A 17,269-nucleotide genomic window follows, 5' to 3' on the forward strand; every position below is an offset into this window, starting at 1 on the left:
CTTCTTCCTTCGCCCTAAGCCTCTTCGCTTTGCAGCTGCCGCTCGTAGAGGGCGCGGTACAGGCCATCTTGGTCGGCCATGAGTTCCTCGTGGGTACCGTGCTGCACAATGCGGCCGTCGTCGAGCACCAGAATGTGGTCGGCCAGCTTTACCGACGATACCCGGTGAGAGATAATCAGGCTGGTGCGGTTCTGCATGATGCGCTGCAGGCTACCTAGGATCACGTTCTCGGTCTTGGTATCAACAGCCGAAAGCGCGTCGTCCAGAATCAGGATGCTCGGCTCTTTTACCAACGCGCGGGCAATGCTGATGCGCTGCTTCTGGCCGCCCGAAAGGGTAATGCCCCGTTCGCCTACTTTGGTATCGAAGCCCTCCAGAAACCGCATGATGTTCTCGTACACATCGGCATCCTTGGCAGCTTGCACCATGCGTTCTTCCGAAAGCGCATCGAGGCCAAAACCAATATTGTGGCCAATGGTGTCGGAAAACAGAAACACATCCTGCGGCACGTAGCCGATCTGGCTGCGCAACGAGGTAAGCGCATAGTCGCGCACATCCACGCCATCGACCAAAATACGGCCCTCCGTCACGTCGTAGAGGCGGCAGAGCAGGTTGGCCACGGTGCTTTTGCCCGAGCCTGTGTTGCCGATAACCGCCAGCGTATGCCCCGGCTGAATACGGAACGACACCTGATCGAGCGCCCGAATGCCCGTATCGGGGTACACAAACGACACGTTATCGAATACAATGTCGCCCTGAATGGGCTGCTCGATGTTCTGGCGCGACACGATGTCGGTTTTCTGGTGCAGGAACTCATTGATGCGCGCCTGCGACGCCTCGGCCCGTTGCACCAGCGACGAGGTCCAACCTAGGGCCGTAACGGGCCACGTCAGCAGGTTCACGTAAATCAGAAACTCGGCAATGGTGCCGATGCTGATGGTGCCGCGGATAACCTCCTGGCCGCCAATCCACACTGTAACGATGGTGCTGACGCCCACCAGAAACAGAATCAGCGGGAAAAACAGCGAGTTGACGAAGTTCAGGCTCAAGGACTTTTCCTTGTAGGCGTTGGAGGCCGCCGCGAACTGCTGGTGCGAGTCCTGCTCGCGCACAAACGACTTCAGCACCCGGATGCCCGAAAACGCCTCCTGCACGAAGGTGGTCATGTTGGCCAGGGCCTTCTGAATCTCGTCCGATTTCTTCTCGATCAGGTTGTTGACGTAGAAAATGCTGATGCTCAGCACCGGGAGCGGCAGCAGCGTGAGCAAGGTGAGCTTCACGTTCACCATCAGCATCAGCGGCACAATCAGCAGAAACAGGATAACCAGCTGCATGAAGTACATGATGGCCGGCCCGATGTACATGCGCACGCGGCCCACGTCCTCGGAAATGCGCGACATCAGGTCGCCGGTGCTATGGCGGCGGTAGAAGGAGAGGGGCAGCGACTGGTAGTGCTGGTAAATCTCGTTTTTCTGATCGTTCTCAATCAGCCGCGACATCACGATGAGCGTCTGGCGCATGAAAAACAAAAACACCCCGCGCAGCAAGGCCAACCCGATAATAAGGGCGCCATACAGGATGATGTTGCGGCCAAACAGGCTGTACACGCCCTGCTGGGCTTGGGTGCCCCCGAAGAGGTGGTACAGGTCGATGCCCTCCTGCACCAGATCGAAGGCGTAGCGCACCACCTGCGCCGGAAAGATGGCCAGCAGGGTGCTGAGGGCCACAAACAGCACCCCACCTAGGAAATGCCATTTGTAGCGGATCAGGTATTTATCGGTAGCGCGGAGGGCTTTCACGGGCGGGAGTGTCGGAGGCCAAGTTGACCGGTTTTCGGGAACGTTGCCGGTGGGCTGAGTCGGAAAAACGGGTTACCTTTGCGGCCGGTTTCGGGGCGGTGGCCAAAGGTACTGCGTAGTGGGAAGTCAGTAGTCAGAAACCGGCCACGACTCCCTAGGTTCTGCGCAACGTTTGGTCCGGCCACGGCGACCATATGCCGTCTACCTACATCCTACCCATTCCCACAACGTTTTCCCCATGGTTGAGATCCAAGCCCTGCCCGAGACCAGCATTTTCGGGCAAATTGCTGAGTTCCAGCACGAGCAAGTCGTGTTCTGTCACGACCACGAAACCGGACTTCGCGCCATCATCGGCATCCACAACACCGTACTGGGCCCGGCCTTGGGCGGTACGCGCATGTGGCACTACGCCTCCGACGCCGAAGCGCTGAACGACGTGCTGCGCCTCTCGCGGGGCATGACCTACAAGGCCGCTATTTCGGGTCTGAACCTAGGGGGCGGCAAAGCCGTGATTATCGGCGACGCCAAAACGCAAAAGAACGAAGCCCTGCTGCGCAAGTTCGGCCGCTTCGTGAAGAACCTGAACGGCAAGTACATCACGGCCGAGGATGTGAACATGACCACCAAGGACATGGAGTACATCCGCATGGAAACCACCCACGTAGCCGGCCTGCCCGAGAGCATGGGCGGCTCGGGCGACCCCTCGCCCGTAACGGCTTACGGCACCTACATGGGCATGAAGGCGGCCGCCAAAAAGGCGTTCGGCTCGGATAGCCTTGTGGGCAAGCGCGTAGCCGTGCAGGGCGTGGGCCACGTGGGCACCTACCTGCTCGAGCACCTCACCAAGGAGGGCGCCGAAATCGTGCTGACCGACTACTACAAGGAGCGCGCCGAGGAGGCTGGTGCCCGTTTCGGTGCTACAGTGGTGGGCCTCGATGAAATCTACGACCAGGACGTGGACATCTACTCGCCCTGCGCCCTAGGTGCCACCCTCAACGACGACACCATCGGCCGCCTGAAGTGCGCCGTGGTAGCAGGCTGCGCCAACAATCAGCTCAAAGACGAGAACGTGCACGGCCCGGCGCTGGTAGAGCGCGGCATCATCTACGCCCCCGACTTCCTGATCAACGCCGGTGGCCTGATCAACGTGTACTCGGAAGTAGTAGGCAGCAGCCGCCAGGGCGCCCTGAACCAAACCGAAAAGATTTACGATTACACTCTCCAGGTACTGGAGAAAGCCGCCAAAGAGGGTACGCACCCGCAGGCGGCGGCCGTTCGCCAGGCCGAGCAGCGCATTGCTGCCATCGGTCGGGTGAAATCGACGTACTAAAGTTTAGGAGTTGGGGAGTTTGTGAGTTTAGGAGTTGTTGTTCAGGACTTCTGAGCCGCGACTTCCTAACTCGTAAGCTCCCCAACTCGCAAACTCATTAACTCCTTCCGTTTTGCTTAACCGCCGCACGCTTCGCATCAAAGTCATGCAGGCCCTCTATGCCTACGATCAGGCAATCGGGTCCGATTTTCTATTGGCTCTGGACCGCATCAGCGAAGCTTTTCAGCCCGACCTGAACTCCATGGTACCGCAAGACCGGCGCCTGCTGCAAGGGCAGCAGAAGCTGGCCGAAGCGGGTTTTCGGGAGTGGCATAAGGCCGGCGGTACGGCCGAGCCCGAACAGCTCGACAACCAGGAGGTAAACGATGCCGTTCGCGACGCCGTCAAGTACTACCAGAAGCAGGTGCAAAAGGAGAACTTGTTCTACCTGAACCAGATGCTCCATGCCACCGAGAGCATTCACGATCAGTACATCCACCTGCTGAACCTGCCTGCCGCGCTGCTGCAGGTGCTGGAAGAGGAACGTAGCCGCGAAGCGCGCCGCTTTACGGCCGCCACCGACCGCGTAGACACCACGCGCCTCGAGCAAAGCCCGGTGCTGCAAAAGCTGGCCGCCAACAAGCAGCTGCAGGAGCTAACCATTCGGCGTACCCTGCAGTGGGCCGGCGAAGATGAAATGGAAGCCCTGCGCCAGGCCTGGCGCAACGAGATGCGCAACGACACCGAGCTGCGCAGCTACTTTGAGGCGCCCGCCGCCGACTACGCGGCCGAGCAGGAAATCCTCAAGCACATCTACAAGACGTACGTGTTCAAGGGCGAGGCCATTCCGGCGCTGCTGGAAGAGCAAGACCTGAACTGGGAGGAAAACCGCGCCATCGTGAAGAACCTCGTGGTGAAGACGATGAAGATGCTGGAAGAAGGCACCGACGAGAACATGGAGCTTCTTTCGCTTTCGGCCAACTGGCAGGAGGACAAGGAGTTTGCCGAAACGCTGTACAAGCAAACCCTCACCGACGACGCCCGCTACGAACAGCTGATTTCGGGTGCCGTGCAAAACTGGGACGTGGAGCGCGTGGCCCTGCTCGATAAGATTATCCTGAAGATGGCCTTGTGCGAAATGCACCTGTTCCGCTCCATTCCGGTGAAGGTGACCATCAACGAGTACATCGAAATCAGCAAACTCTACAGCACGCCCAAAAGCAAGCAGTTTGTGAACGGTATTCTGGATAAATTGGCCCAGGACCTGATGGCCAGCGGAGCAATCCGTAAGTCGGGCCGCGGCTTGCTGGATAACCAGTAAAGCCCTAGGCAACCCCGGCAACGGCACCTGCGTTGAGCCCCTCAGAAACCGTTCTGTTTTCCGCACTATCCCTTCTCTCCCTACCGCACCCGCCCCATGGCTAGCAAAACCACTACCGGCATTTTGTGCTTTGCCACCGGCGCCCTAGCCGGCGCTACTATTGGCCTTCTGTACGCCCCCGAAAAGGGCCGCGAAACGCGTAGCTGGCTTAGCTACAAGCTCGAGAAGTACCGCGAAGTGCTGGCCGATCTGACGGAGAACCTCGTTACCAGCCGCGTCGACGAAGGTCCGTCGTCGGCCCGGGCCGAGGGGCAGCGCGTAATCCGCGACGCCAAGGACAAAGCCGAACAACTGCTGGGCGACGTAGATCAGCTCATCAACCAAATCAACTCGCGCCGCACGGCGCTGTAAGCCGCGCCAAACCAATGTGCTGATGCGCTACCCGATGAAATGAGCTGAGGAAGTACCTAGGCGCATTCATCGTTAGCACATCAGCACATTCTTCTATCCGCACATTCATTCGTCATGCATACTATCACCCTCATTCCTGGCGACGGCATCGGTCCTGAAATCACCCGCGCCGTGCAGGACATTTTTGCTGCCGCGCAGGTGCCCGTGCAGTGGGAAGAACAAAACGCTGGGCAGACCACCTACGACCAATCGGGCGAGCTGATTCCGCAGGCCCTGATGGACTCGCTGGAGCGCAACCGCGTGGGCCTGAAAGGCCCCATTACCACACCGGTGGGCAAGGGCTTCCGCTCCATCAACGTAACGCTGCGCCAGAAGTACGACCTGTACCAGAACCTGCGCCCGGCCAAAACCACCGAGGGCGTGCCCACGCGCTACTCGGGTGTTGACATCGTGTTGTTCCGCGAGAACACCGAAGGCCTGTACTCGGGCCTGGAGATGTACGACGAGCCCCGCGGCATCGCCGACTCCATTAACCGCATTTCGGTAGAAGGCTCGCGCAAAATCTGCCGCGCGGCTTTTGCCTACGCTGCCAAGCACGGCCGCAAAAAGGTAACGCTGGCCCACAAAGCCAACATCCTGAAAATGGCCGGCAAGCTGATGCTCGACGCCGCGCAGGAAGCCGCGCGCGAGTTTCCGCACATTCAGTTCGAGGACAAGATCATCGACAACATGTGCATGCAGCTCGTAACCAAGCCCGAGCAGTTCGATGTGATTGTAACCACCAACCTGTTCGGCGACATCCTCTCCGACTTGTGCGCTGGCCTGGTAGGCGGCCTAGGTGTGGTAGCTGGCGCCAATATCGGCGACGACATGGCCATCTTCGAGGCCGTGCACGGCTCGGCTCCTGACATTGCCGGCAAAGGCATTGCCAACCCCACCGCCCTGCTGCGCTCGGCCCTGCTGATGCTGGAGCACCTAGGCGAGAAGGAGTACGCCACGCGCATCGAAGCAGCCCTAAACGAAACGCTGCGCCACAAGGAGCAGTGCACCGGCGACCTAGGCGGCCCGGCTACTACGCAGCAGTTTGCCCAAAACGTAATCAACAACCTGCGCTAACCCGCTGGCCGTTGTATATTTGAAGGAAAGCCTGCCGCGCTGCCGGTAAAAGGCAGCGCGGCTTTTCCATCTTATCGATTCCATGAAACGCACCTTGTTTTCGACCCTGCTGGTAGCCGGCCTGCTCTTCACAGGCGCTTGCAATCAGCAAAAAACCGAGGTCGGCGAAGCCGGCATGAACGTGGCCGCCACCCAAGCTGCCGATGCCGCCAACCCCACGGTAGACAACCCCAACGTGGCGGCCGAATCGGAAGCCCCGAACCCGAACGCGCCGGTAATGACCTTTGCCGAGCCCGAGCACAACTTCGGCGATATTCAGCCCAACTCGGTAGTAAAACACACCTTCGAGTTCACGAACACGGGCAAAACCCCGCTGCTCATCGACAACGCGCAGGCATCGTGCGGCTGCACCGTGCCCAGCTGGCCCAAAGACCCGGTAGCGCCGGGCCAGAAAGGCAAAATCGAAGTGCAGTTTGATGCCCACGGCAAATCGGGCATGCAAAACAAGCAGATTACCATTACGGCCAACACCCAGCCGAGCACCACGCAGCTCACTATCAAAGGCAATATCCTGCCCGATGGCGCCAGCGGCCCGGTTCGCCAGTAATTGCTAAACCACGAAAAAAGGCCTGCGGCAACTGCCGCAGGCCTTTTTTATTGTAAACTTGTCTTTCTTCAACCTTTTCTCTTCTGCCGTGCTTCTCACGCTCTTGTTGCAAGCCTCCGCCGCTAGCGGCCCGTTGCAGTACCTGTTCCCGCTGCTGCTGCTGGCCGTGTTCTACTTCTTCATGATTCGGCCGCAGCAAAAGCGGGCTGCCGAGGCGCGCAAGCTGCGCGAAGGCCTGAGCAAAGGTTCGCAAGTGGTAACCATTGGAGGCCTGCACGGCCGCGTGGTGGAGCTCAGCGACGACAAAGTAGTACTGGAGGTCGACAAAGGTACCCGCCTCACCTTCGACCGCAGCGCCGTAGCCCGGCAACTAAACGCAGGTAAGTCGGCCGAGGCCACCGCCTAGGTCGTAGCCTCTGATTCGCTTGTTCGTAACGCGCCATGCCGCTCCAAACCGCACGTTCGTTGGCCCGCTGGTTTGTCCGGCCGCTTTCGGAGCCGGAGCGTAGCTTTTGGCGCGTCGTAACCAGTTGCTTTCTGGCGGCTGTAACGCTCTGGCTGCTCAACGCGCTCAACAAAACCTACACCACGCGCGTGAGCTACCCCTTGCAGTGGCGTTACAACGAAACCCAGTTTATTCCAGTCAGGCCGCTTACCGAAAGCATTGCGGTGCAGGTAACCGGCCGGGGCTGGAAGCTGCTGCGCATTGCCCTGGGGCTCGACATAAAACCAGCCGAGGTAATCGTGCGCCGGCCCGGCGGGACCGGCGCCGTGCCCGGCACCGCCTTGCGCGGTGGGCTTATCGGCGCTATGGACGGGCTGCAGCTAAACGCGGTGCTGACGGACACCATTTATTTTGAGTTTGATCGGCTGGTAACCCGCCGTTTGCCGCTGCGGCTCAGCCCCGATGCTACCGGCGAGGCGTTGCCTTTCGATGCCCGGTTTATGCCCGCCAGCATCACCTTTAAAGGCCCGGCAAACACAGTAAATGCGCTGCCCAACCCTTATCCGGTGCACTTGCCGCAGGCCCCGGCCGGCAGCACCGATGGCAGCATCAGGGTGCCCATGGGCGGCCCGGCGTTGGTGCAAACGGACGTGCAGGAGGTGCAGGTGAAGCTGCAGCCCCGGCAAGTGCATACCCGCACCATTATCGTGGAGCCCCGCCTGCAAAACTTTCCCGGCGACAGCAGCGTGAAATTGTGGCCGGCACAAGTGCCCGTGGAGGTGCAGTTTTTTCCCGAGGATTCGGCCAAGCTCAACCCCAGCCAGGTGCAGGTGTTTGCCGACTACCGCCAGCTGCGCGAAGACGACTCCACGGTGCAGCTGTCGTTGCGGCCGTTGCCGGTGGTTATCCGGGGCGCGCGCATTGGCGTAACCACGGTGCGGGTGTTGTCGGGCGCCAAATACAAATCGGTACCTAGGCGTTAGCGCATGCTGAAAGTTGGAATAACCGGCGGAATTGGCTCGGGCAAATCGGTGGTGTGCCGGTTGTTTGCCTTGCTGGGCGTGCCCGTGTACGATGCCGATACCCGCGCCAAATGGGTAATGCACCACGACGATGTGTTGCGCAGCAGCCTGCTGGCGGCCTTCGGCGCAGAGGTGTACGCGCCCAACGGCGAGCTGAACCGTACGTACCTGGCCGGCTTGGCTTTCAGCAACCCCGAAAAGCTTGCTCAGCTCAACGGCTTGGTACACCCGCGCGTGGGCCACGATTTTGCGCAGTGGGCCGCCGCGCAGCAGCAAGCCGGCCACCGATACATCCTGAAAGAAGCCGCGCTGATGTTCGAATCGGGCTCGTGGCAGCAGCTCGACCGTATAATTACCGTTTACGCGCCGCAGCAGCTTCGCCAGCAGCGCGTGCTGCGCCGCGATGCCCACCGCACCCCGGCCGATGTTGCGGCCATCATCAGCAAGCAACTCAGCGAAGAGGAAAAGCTGCAGCGGGCCGACTTCGTAATCTACAACAACGACGAGCAGCTGGTGCTGCCGCAGGTGCTGGCCCTGCATCAGCAACTGTTGCAACTGGCTACTGCCGCGGCACCGGGCGCTGCAGCACCGAGAGTATCTTGATGCCATCGGCCCACACGGCGTACACCTCGCGGCCGTATTCGGCGGGCCAGGGCTGCGGGTGGTTGCGATAGTTGGTAAGAAAGTAACGCGCCTGTTGGTGGTCGCGCGCCAGCACAAGCCGCTGGCGGTCGGCGCCGGACAGGATAAGGGTATTGACGTACACCGGATCGAGCGGGCGGGCGCATACGGGTATGCGGGCGGCGGTATCGTGGGCCAGTATCCACTCCAGGCCCTTGCGGTAACTCAGGCCCCAGTAGTCGCGCTCGAACTGCTGCTCCACCACCCTGCCGGGCAACAGGCTGAAGTATACCTGCTGATGCGGATGATCGAGCACAATGCGCGCGAGAGGCTCGGCGGCACCTAGGGCTAGCAGGCCAGCACCTACCAACGCTACGCGGCGCACCAGCCGCCGCTGCCATTGCCGGTGGGCCAGCTGCAAGGCCCGCACCCCTTGCAAAGCCAGCAGCAGGAAAGCCGGGTACACGAAATACAAATGCCGCCACCCGTCGTACAGCACCGAGCGGAACAGCACTACCGCCACCAGCGGGCCCAGTAGCCAGGCCCAGGTAAGCAAATCGAGCCACCCGGCGTAGGTACGCAGCACGCGCCCTAGGTGCGGCAGGTACCGGCGCAGCCAGGCACCAGCACCTAGGGCAAAGGTCAGCGTGTAGGCTACTGGAGTGGTAATCAGAATCCAAACCGGGGCGTAGTGCCAGGGTAGCTCGGTGCCCCGCACAAAGTGGCTGAAGTAAAGCACTTGCCCATCCCAGCGCGAAAAGCGGCTCAGGTTGCGAAAGGCCGTAACAAAATGCGCTACCGGCGACTCCCACAAGTAAGGCCAGAACAGCACCGTAGCGCCGGCCGCCGTGAGTAGCCAGGCGCCCATGCTCAGGAGCCGCTGGCGGCGGGCCCTAGGTGTAGCCCAAGCGGCCAGCAGCACGCCGGCCAACGTAAGCGGCACCAGCAGCACCCCGTTTACCCGCAGGGCAATGGCTGCCCCGGTGGCAACGCCGTGCAGCAAGCCCCGGCCGAGCGTGGGGCGGCGCATCAGCCTTGCCAGGGCAAACATGGCCAGCGTGAACAGGGCCAGAAAAGCGGCGTCCTTGGCGTTGTAGAACGATTCGGCAAACAGGCGGGGCGTAAGCCACAACAAAGCGCTGCCCAACAAGGCCAGGCGCCAGTCGCGGAAGCGCAGGCGCGCCAAGCCGTAAAACGCCAGCATGCCCACCCAGTACAGCAAAAACGTGAGCAGGTGGCGCAGCTGATAAATCTGCTGCTGGTCTTCGGCGCCCGCCAGCTTGGTAAGCACCACCACCGGCAACTCGAACGTAGCGCCGTGGTCGTGCTCCACAAACGTGCGCAAATCCGGAATGCGGTGGTAGTTCTCCTGCCGTCGGGCCAGCTCCGGGGCCAGGCGCTCGGCCACGTATTTGGCGTTTACCATGCCGTTGAGCCGGTCCGTCCATTCATCCCACGATACGCCGTAGTCGCGGTGCAGGGCGGCACCCAGGGCCAGCACGCCCGCAAAGAACAGCGGCACCACCCAGCGGCGGGGGCTAAGGGCTAAAAGGCGCACGATGCGGGAAAGTGAAAACGGCGGCATGAGACAGGCTCGGCAAAGGTAGCTTCCGGAGCGGCTGCGTTACCTTGCAGGCTATTCTATTTGCCTCTGGTATGCTGCGTCGTTTGCCCCGCGCTTTCTGGCTTCTTGCCTTGCTGCTGATTGCTTTGCGCCTGGGGCTGCTGTGGTACAACAACCCCGGTCTTGAGCTGAACTGGGACGAGGTGCGCAACGCCCGCATTGCCGACAACTGGCTGCAAGGCAAAGGCTACGTCAGCTTCGATCATACGCGGCAGCAATTGCGGCCCGATGCGTTTCATGCCACATTTCCGGTGTGGGTGTACGCCGCCTGGGCCTGGATGGGCCTGCCGCGGTACTACCTCGTGGCCGGCCTGATGCTGCTGATGGCGGCCGGCGGTGCAATCACGTGGCTGTACGGGCAGCGTACGCTGCGTTGGTACGGGCTGCCGCCCCGTTGGGCATGGCTAGGCGCAGGCCTGCTGGCGCTTTACCCATCGGTGCTGTGGTACGTAGGGGCCTGGTTTTGGTACGAAAACCTCTGCCTGCCGGCCTTGGTGTGGGTTACGTACCAGCTGCTACGCCTGCAAGAAGGACGCCCGCTGCCCGCTGCCAAAGCCCTGCTGCTGGCCTTGGTAGTGGTGGTATCGTGTTTGTTGCGCGGCTATTTGCTGGCCGTGTACGGGCTGATGTTCGCGCTGGTGCTGTGGCGCGGGTATTGGGCCGGTACATCAGCATTGCGCCATGTATGGCGCCCGGCCGTGCTAACGCTCGCGCTGACGGTAGCGCTCCACGTTCCGGTCCTGATGAAGAACCACCGCCTGTTCGGGGTTTACATCCTTAGTACGCAGCCGGGGTTCGAGCTGCTGCAAGGCCACAACTCCGCTACCCAGGGCAAGTTCATGTTCAACTGGGACGAAGCCGACGAGCCGTTTGGCCGCTGGGTGCAGCAATCCATTCCCAACCTAGGGCAACTTAATCAGTACCAGGAAAGCCAGGCCCGCGCCCGCCTGGCCCGGCAATGGGTAGCCGAGCACCCAGCCGAGGAGTTGCAGCTACTGGGCCGGAAGCTGCGGGTATTCTTCAGCCCCGAAAACTTCGTGGCCGATGCCGACCGCACCAGCTACAACCCCGTAACGGCCGTGGTGCACCTAGGCTTTTTGCTGAGCTTGTTGCTCACGGCCTTGGGCTGGCGCGGGTTGCGCTTTCGGGTGCCCGATTCCCTGCTGCTTACGCCCTTTTGCGTAGTGCTGCTGCTTAGCCTGGTGTTCTTTGTGGGCTACCGCTGGCGTTTGTTCGCCGAGCCCGCATTCGTTCTCTTCCCACTTATTACGCTCTGGCGGCTGAAAACGAACCAGCTAAACCAAGCAGCCACGCAACCCAAAACCTAATTATAGCTACGCCTTGGGCGGCCCGGTAATCTGCTCCAACTGTGGCCAAAACCCTGCGTATGCTAGGCGAACTGCCCCAAACCTATGTCGCAACTCCTGTACCGCACGGCTTCCATCGAAATTCATCTTGACCCGCTTAACGAGTGGTTGTACGTGAACTGGTTAGGCAACCAAACCGAGCAATCGGTGCGTGAGGGCGCCACCAAAATCCTGGATTACGTGCGGCAGGAGCAAGTGCGGAAGGTGCTCAACGACAACACCAACGTAACCGGCATGTGGGGCGGGGCAGCCGAGTGGGTAGGCCAGGAGCTGCTGCCGGCCCTCAGCGCAGCCGGCCTGGAGTACGCGGCGTGGGTGTATTCGCCGGATATCTACAGCCGCTTGTCAACCGACAGCTCGCTGCAGCATGTAGCAGGTAGCGTTATTGTGCTGCCCTTTGAGGATGCGGAAACGGCCGCCAGCTGGTTGAGGCAGATGTAGCAGCCAGGCTATGTGGCCGCGCCTGCACTGGCAAAAGCATCAAAAGCAAAACAGCCACTCAGTTTTGCAACTAAGTGGCTGTTTTGCAGTGGTGGGGGATGACGGGTTCGAACCGCCGACCCTCTGCTTGTAAGGCAGATGCTCTGAACCAGCTGAGCTAATCCCCCTTGTTTAACCGGGCTTGTGTCCCGATTGCGAGTGCAAATATGGGGGGTGTTTTCGGAAACCGCAACAGTTTGCCGACATTTCGGGGAAGAAATTTCTGCGAAAAAGCTGCGTTTTAGCGCAAGGGATTAGTAATCAAGCTTAAAAAATTTGGGGTGCGGGCGCTAAAATGGTTTGGGTATGGGCTGCTGAGTGTGCTGCTGCTGGCGTTGGGGCTGGCTGCGGCCCTGTGGCTGGGCGAAGACCGCATCATTAATTTGTTTGTAACGGCCGCCAACCGGCACCTGCGCACACCGGTACAAGTGCAAAAGCTCGAGCTTTCGTGGCGCGAGGATTTCCCCCGGGTAAGCATTTTGCTCACCAATGTGCGGGTAGGCGGCTCTTTGCCGCTCGATACGGTGGCGCTGGCCCGCGTACGGCGGTTGCATTGCTCGTTTGATGCCTGGGATGTGCTCGGCGGCCGCTACCGCATCCGTACCCTTACGGTGGAGCAAGGCGCCGTGCAGGTGCGCCTCAACCAGCACGGGCAGCCGAACTACCTCGTGCTTCGGCCCGATACGGCTGCCAACGGCGACGAGCCCCTGCGCTTCGATTTTGAGCGGGTGCGCGTGCGCAACGTGGCCGTGAGCTACGCCGACTCCTCGCTACGGCAGCGCTACACCCTGCACGCCCACGACCTGACGGCCGCCCTGCGCATTGCCGGCGACACGGTGCAGGTGCAGGCAACCGGGCCCTTGCGCGTGGAGGGCTTGCGCGTAGGCCCCGACACGTACTTCCGGCAGCGCGAGCTAACGGTAAACACGGCGCTGGCCGTAAACCGGGCCACCCGGCAGGTGCGTATTCAGCCCTCGGAGGTGCAGGTGGGGCCGGCCGTATACACGGTGGCGGGCACGGTAGGCTGGCGCGGACCCACGCAGCTGGCCCTGCAGCTCGGCGGCAAAAACACCGACGTGCAAAGCCTGCTCGCCCTGCTGCCGCCTAGGTTCAGCAAGCCCCTGGCAGTGTACCGCAGCGAAGGCGCGGTGTACTTTGGCGGCACCGTAAAGGGCGAATTATCGGCCAAGCACTACCCGCGGGTAGATGTGCGCTTCGGCTGCCGCGACGCCTCTTTTGTGCACCCTCAAACCAAGCAGCGCATCGAGCATGTGTTCCTGACCGGGGCTTTCCGCAACGGGCCGCAAGCCCTGGCGCGCACGGCTGTGCTGGAGCTGAGCAACATTCGCGGGCGCCTAGGTGGCAAACCGTTTAGCGGCAGCCTTAGCTACCGCAACTTCCACGACCCCTACGTGCGGCTGAACCTGCGGGCCGAGCTGGAGGTGGCCGATGCACTGCGCTTTTACCCGGTGGCCGCCCTGCACCAAGCCAGCGGCCAATTGCGCCTCGAGGCACAGCTGGCAGGCAACCTGCGCACGTTCAGGCAAAACCCCGCCCGGGCAGCGGGGGAGGCCTCGGGCGAGCTGCAATTGCGCAACGTGAGCTTACGCCTGCGCAAACTAAACCTAGGGCTGACGCAGCTGAACGGCAGCTTTTTGCTGCGCCGCAACGACGTGGCAGTTAGCAACTTTACCGGGCGGGCCGGTAGCTCTGATTTTCGCCTGAACGGTTTGTTTCGCAATGCGTTGGGCTGGCTGCTGTTGCCGCGGCAGCCCTTGCGCGTTGAGGCCGATGTAGCGGCGCGCCTGCTTAACCTCGATGAGCTGTTGCAGGCCGGGTCCTCCGGGCCGGCAAACGGCCCGGCACCTAGGGCCGCTACGGCTGCCAACGGCTACGCCCTGCAACTGCCCCCCAACATCGACCTCGACCTGAACGCCACCGTGCAGCAGCTGCGCTTTCGGAGCTTCCGGGCCCGGGCGCTGAGCGGGGCCGTGCGCATGCACGAGCAGGTGCTTACGTCGCCGGGTATTGCCCTTTCGGCGGCTGCCGGGCGCCTGCAGCTGCGCGGAACCCTCGATGCGCGCCAACCCGGGCTGCTGAAGGTGAGCACCGTGGCCTCGTGCCAGCAGGTACGGCTCGATAGTTTGTTTTACGCATTCGAGGATTTCGGCCAACACTTCATCACCAGCCGGCATTTGCGCGGACAGCTCAGCGGCACAGCCGAGGCCGATATGTATTTCGGGCCGCAGCTACAGCCCCTTACCAACAAACTGGAGGCCGAGGTGCGGGCCACGGTGCGGCACGGCGAGCTGAACAATTTTGGGCCGGCCCAGCAGCTGAGCATGCTGGCCAGCCGCGAGCAGCTGCGTCGCCTGCGCTTCGATGAGCTAACCAACACGATTTACATTCAGAGCCGCACGGTGTACGTGCCCGATATGGAAATCCGCTCCAACGTGCGCCGGGCCTCGGTTATTCGCGTTACGGGCACCCACACTTTCGATCAGCAGATGGATTACCACCTGACCATTCCGCTGTTGCCTGGGCTGCGCCGTCCCGTGCTGGCTGGCGCCGACGGCAGCCTGGCCAAAGGGCCCGATTTATTGCTGCGCGTGTGGGGCAACGAAGACAAGTTTCGGGTGGCCTACGACCGCGAAAGGGCAGTAGCCAGGCGGCGCGAAGCGGGCAGCCCGGCCCCGGGCGGCCCCGCGCAGGCCCCGGCAGGCAACGGCGGCGGTGCCACGCCCGCCGCTGCGGCGCCCGCCGTGCGCAGCCGCCCGCCAACGCCTGCGCCGCCGCACCAGAAAAAGCCCGCTTCGCCCCAGCCGGGCGAGTACTTCGAGTTCTGACCTAGGGCCGGGCTGCTAACATTTAAGCCACGTGTGCGTTTAGAGGCAACACCCGCGTGCGGTGCACAGTAACAATAATAGCTGCGCACCGGCGCCGTTTCCCACTCCCAAAACCCCTAGCGTATGCAACCCGAAGAAGTATTTAGCCAGTATTCCGAGCAAGAAAAAACCGCTTACCTCAGCGTAATTGCCAGCTTAGCCACGGCCGACCGCCAGGCTACGCAGCACGAGGCCGAGTTTCTGCAGCAAATGGCGCAGGTGGCCGGCCTCTCGGCCCAGGGCACGCAGTACGTGCTCAACGCTGCCCAGGACTCGACCAACGAAAGCATCAAAGGCAACCTCGATGTGCTGCGCAACAGCAACCTGCGCTACTCGTTGGTAACCGATTTGGTAGGCTTTGCCCGGGCCGATGGCGCTTACTCCAACGAGGAAGAAGCCATGGTAAACAAAATGGCTTCTTACCTAGGCCTCAACCAGCAGCAAGTGAGCACCATCGAAAATGTGGTGTCGCAAACGCAGCAGGCGCAGGCCCAAAACCCGCAGCAAGCCCCGCAAGGCCTTATGGATTCGCTCGGCGATAAGCTGCGCTCGGTGGGCATTCCGCCCCAGGCCGCGCTTACGGGCCTGTTGGCAGTGGCTGCTCCCATGGTGCTTTCGCGCGTGATGGGCGGCAACCGCGGCGGCATGGGCGGTGGCCTGATGGGCGGCGGTGGCGGTACCCTAGGTGGGTTGCTCGGCGGGGCAGCTGCCTCCATGGGCGGCGCCGGCACCATGGGCGGCTTGCTGGGCGGCCTGCTCAACAGCGGCGGCCTGGGCGGTATGCTCGGCGGCGCAACCGGCGGCTACGGCACACGCCCGGCCGGCTACGGCGTGCCCGGCGGTGGCTTGGGCGGCCTTATGTCGGTACTGGGTGGCCTGGGCGGCGGCGCACACATGGGCCCGCGCAGCACCGGTGGCGGCGGCCTGGGCGGCCTGATGGGCGGCGGCATGGGCAGCCTGCTCGGCGGCTTGCTGGGCGGCCGATAAGCTGGCTTTCAGTAGATATAAACACCAGAAGCGGGCGGAGGTAGCTACCTCCGCCCGCTTCTGGTTTTCAGCCTAGGTGGTAATCAAATGATGGAGCCATCGGAGGCTTGGCCGGTACCGGAGGTGATGCCCGGGTCGGTTACCATGCGCACTACCGTGGTGTTGGTGGCAAATACACCGTCGTGCTCTTCCACTATCTCCAGGATGCGGTAGTTCACGGCTTCTTTTACCGTGAGGTACTCGTCGTAGGTGGCTACCTGCACAAAGTACTGCACCGATAGGTCGCGGCCGGTTTGGGTAAGGGCAGCCAGCTTAATCTGCACTTCCTCGGGCATAATAAGCGGGTGCTCGTGCAGGTAGGTGCGCAAATCGGCCGCAATGCCCAGCAGCTGCTCGCGGCTGGTTTCGTGGCCGAAGTTGAGGGTGAAGCTTACCCGGCGCGCCGTGCGCAACGAGAGGTTGTCGAGCGGCTTGTCGATCATCGACTTGTTGGGCACCGTTACGTAGCTTTTTTCGGCCGTGCGCAGGCGGGTGCTCCGGAATCCTACTTTCTCTACCGTGCCCGTGATGCCGCCCACCGTTACCAGGTCGCCTACCTGAAAAGGCCGGTCGAGGAAGATGGTGAAGGAGGCAATCAGATTTTCGAGGCTTTCCTTGGCCGCAAAGGCCACGGCTAAACCGCCGATGCCCAGACCGCCAATCAGGGCCGTTACGTTCACGTTGAACACCTGGCCCAGCATCACCAGAAACGCGAAAATCAGGATCATCACCTTCGCAAAGTCCTTCGCGAACGGGATGAACTGCGCATCGAGGCGGGTATTGGTAGAGGTAAGCAGCTCGGCCCGCCGGCGGTACACCAGCTCGGCAAAATCAATAAGGCGCAGCACCACCCACGCCAAAGCTGATATCACCCCGATCTGGTAAATGGCAAAGGCCAGGCGTTTGGGCCAGGTTACGCTGCGGGCCAAATCGTGTGTAACGGAGGCCGGGTAATCGAGCACGTTGAAGGCCAGAAACAACGTGAACAGAAACAGCACCACCGAGAGGGGCTGAATCAGGAAGTCGTTCAGCTCTTTTTCTGATACGCCCGCCGTATGGCGCTTGATGATGCGGAAGAAGATGCTCGAAACAATGCGCGACAACAGCCGGCGCAAGCCAAAACCCAACAGCAAAATGGCGCCGCAGAGCAAGTATTGCCCGATGGTGTTGCCTAAAAACTGCTGGTTCAGAAACTCCTTGGTGCTCATAGCAGAACAGGGGTAAAAACAACGGCGC

Annotated in this window: 15 protein-coding genes and 1 tRNA gene; 12 read left to right on the forward strand and 4 right to left on the reverse strand. The window is 61.5% G+C overall.

From position 1 onward, the window contains the following. Positions 1–14 precede the first annotated feature (14 nt). Positions 15–1,799, reverse strand: a complete 1,785-nt coding sequence (locus tag OIS50_RS15530; protein ID WP_264691547.1) for an ABC transporter ATP-binding protein — start codon at positions 1,797–1,799, stop codon at positions 15–17. 238 nt (positions 1,800–2,037) lie between these two features. On the opposite strand from OIS50_RS15530, the gene OIS50_RS15535 reads away from it, so the two are divergent. The 8 genes from OIS50_RS15535 (at position 2,038) to coaE (ending at position 8,633) form a co-directional block, all read left to right on the forward strand. Beyond that, positions 2,038–3,129 (forward strand): Glu/Leu/Phe/Val dehydrogenase dimerization domain-containing protein, encoded by a 1,092-nt coding sequence (locus OIS50_RS15535; protein WP_264691548.1) that lies wholly within the window; start codon positions 2,038–2,040, stop codon positions 3,127–3,129. 112 nt (positions 3,130–3,241) lie between these two features. Beyond that, positions 3,242–4,429: a transcription antitermination factor NusB gene (gene nusB, locus OIS50_RS15540; RefSeq protein WP_264691549.1), complete on the forward strand. Its 1,188-nt coding sequence runs from the start codon at positions 3,242–3,244 to the stop codon at positions 4,427–4,429. Positions 4,430–4,525: 96 nt separating this feature from the next. Continuing rightward, complete coding sequence (locus OIS50_RS15545; protein WP_059071732.1) at positions 4,526–4,840, forward strand: YtxH domain-containing protein; 315 nt, start codon at positions 4,526–4,528, stop codon at positions 4,838–4,840. A gap of 114 nt (positions 4,841–4,954) precedes the next feature. Beyond that, complete coding sequence (locus tag OIS50_RS15550) at positions 4,955–5,956, forward strand: isocitrate/isopropylmalate dehydrogenase family protein (RefSeq protein WP_264691550.1); 1,002 nt, start codon at positions 4,955–4,957, stop codon at positions 5,954–5,956. Positions 5,957–6,038: 82 nt separating this feature from the next. Then, positions 6,039–6,563 (forward strand): DUF1573 domain-containing protein, encoded by a 525-nt coding sequence (locus OIS50_RS15555; RefSeq protein WP_264691551.1) that lies wholly within the window; start codon positions 6,039–6,041, stop codon positions 6,561–6,563. 88 nt (positions 6,564–6,651) lie between these two features. Continuing rightward, positions 6,652–6,969, forward strand: a complete 318-nt coding sequence (gene yajC / locus OIS50_RS15560; protein WP_264691552.1) for a preprotein translocase subunit YajC — start codon at positions 6,652–6,654, stop codon at positions 6,967–6,969. Between the two features lie 35 nt (positions 6,970–7,004). After that, a complete protein-coding gene (locus tag OIS50_RS15565) occupies positions 7,005–7,991 on the forward strand; it encodes a YbbR-like domain-containing protein (protein ID WP_264691553.1) in 987 nt (328 codons plus the stop codon). A gap of 3 nt (positions 7,992–7,994) precedes the next feature. Next, on the forward strand, positions 7,995–8,633 hold the full coding sequence (coaE, locus tag OIS50_RS15570) for a dephospho-CoA kinase (RefSeq protein ID WP_264691554.1): 639 nt from the start codon (positions 7,995–7,997) through the stop codon (positions 8,631–8,633). On the opposite strand, the gene OIS50_RS15575 is transcribed toward coaE, so the two are convergent. Beyond that, positions 8,590–10,209, reverse strand: coding sequence for an ArnT family glycosyltransferase (locus tag OIS50_RS15575; protein WP_264691555.1), 1,620 nt, complete (start codon positions 10,207–10,209; stop codon positions 8,590–8,592). The genes coaE and OIS50_RS15575 overlap by 44 nt on opposite strands. 98 nt (positions 10,210–10,307) lie before the next feature. On the opposite strand from OIS50_RS15575, the gene OIS50_RS15580 reads away from it, so the two are divergent. Both OIS50_RS15580 and OIS50_RS15585 read left to right on the forward strand, forming a co-directional pair. Next, positions 10,308–11,603, forward strand: coding sequence for a hypothetical protein (locus OIS50_RS15580; RefSeq protein WP_264691556.1), 1,296 nt, complete (start codon positions 10,308–10,310; stop codon positions 11,601–11,603). Between the two features lie 84 nt (positions 11,604–11,687). Next, positions 11,688–12,083: a hypothetical protein gene (locus tag OIS50_RS15585; RefSeq protein WP_264691557.1), complete on the forward strand. Its 396-nt coding sequence runs from the start codon at positions 11,688–11,690 to the stop codon at positions 12,081–12,083. Positions 12,084–12,172: 89 nt separating this feature from the next. Here OIS50_RS15585 and OIS50_RS15590 read toward each other — a convergent pair. Then, positions 12,173–12,250: transfer RNA gene (locus OIS50_RS15590), tRNA-Val, on the reverse strand. Positions 12,251–12,403: 153 nt separating this feature from the next. Here OIS50_RS15590 and OIS50_RS15595 point away from each other — a divergent pair. Together OIS50_RS15595 and OIS50_RS15600 are read left to right on the forward strand one after the other, a co-directional pair. Further along, positions 12,404–14,968 carry an AsmA-like C-terminal region-containing protein gene (locus OIS50_RS15595; protein WP_264691558.1) on the forward strand — a complete coding sequence of 855 codons (2,565 nt, stop codon included), beginning with the start codon at positions 12,404–12,406 and terminating at the stop codon, positions 14,966–14,968. Positions 14,969–15,091: 123 nt separating this feature from the next. Further along, positions 15,092–15,994, forward strand: a complete 903-nt coding sequence (locus tag OIS50_RS15600; protein WP_264691559.1) for a TerB family tellurite resistance protein — start codon at positions 15,092–15,094, stop codon at positions 15,992–15,994. 83 nt (positions 15,995–16,077) lie between these two features. On the opposite strand, the gene OIS50_RS15605 is transcribed toward OIS50_RS15600, so the two are convergent. Then, positions 16,078–17,241 (reverse strand): mechanosensitive ion channel family protein, encoded by a 1,164-nt coding sequence (locus tag OIS50_RS15605; protein WP_264691560.1) that lies wholly within the window; start codon positions 17,239–17,241, stop codon positions 16,078–16,080. Between the last annotated feature and the right edge of the window lie 28 nt (positions 17,242–17,269).

Origin of the sequence: Hymenobacter sp. YIM 151858-1 (assembly GCF_025979705.1) — a bacterium.
Taxonomy (GTDB): Bacteria; Bacteroidota; Bacteroidia; order Cytophagales; family Hymenobacteraceae; genus Solirubrum.

Coding starts and splice junctions, on each gene's coding strand:
- OIS50_RS15565 (WP_264691553.1), top strand. CDS start 7,005: ATGCCGCTCCAAACCGCACGTTCGTTGGCCCGCTGGTTTGTCCGGCCG.
- OIS50_RS15545 (WP_059071732.1), top strand. CDS start 4,526: ATGGCTAGCAAAACCACTACCGGCATTTTGTGCTTTGCCACCGGCGCC.
- OIS50_RS15550 (WP_264691550.1), top strand. CDS start 4,955: ATGCATACTATCACCCTCATTCCTGGCGACGGCATCGGTCCTGAAATC.
- OIS50_RS15600 (WP_264691559.1), top strand. CDS start 15,092: ATGCAACCCGAAGAAGTATTTAGCCAGTATTCCGAGCAAGAAAAAACC.
- OIS50_RS15605 (WP_264691560.1), bottom strand. CDS start 17,241: ATGAGCACCAAGGAGTTTCTGAACCAGCAGTTTTTAGGCAACACCATC.
- coaE (WP_264691554.1), top strand. CDS start 7,995: ATGCTGAAAGTTGGAATAACCGGCGGAATTGGCTCGGGCAAATCGGTG.
- OIS50_RS15580 (WP_264691556.1), top strand. CDS start 10,308: ATGCTGCGTCGTTTGCCCCGCGCTTTCTGGCTTCTTGCCTTGCTGCTG.
- OIS50_RS15535 (WP_264691548.1), top strand. CDS start 2,038: ATGGTTGAGATCCAAGCCCTGCCCGAGACCAGCATTTTCGGGCAAATT.
- OIS50_RS15585 (WP_264691557.1), top strand. CDS start 11,688: ATGTCGCAACTCCTGTACCGCACGGCTTCCATCGAAATTCATCTTGAC.
- OIS50_RS15555 (WP_264691551.1), top strand. CDS start 6,039: ATGAAACGCACCTTGTTTTCGACCCTGCTGGTAGCCGGCCTGCTCTTC.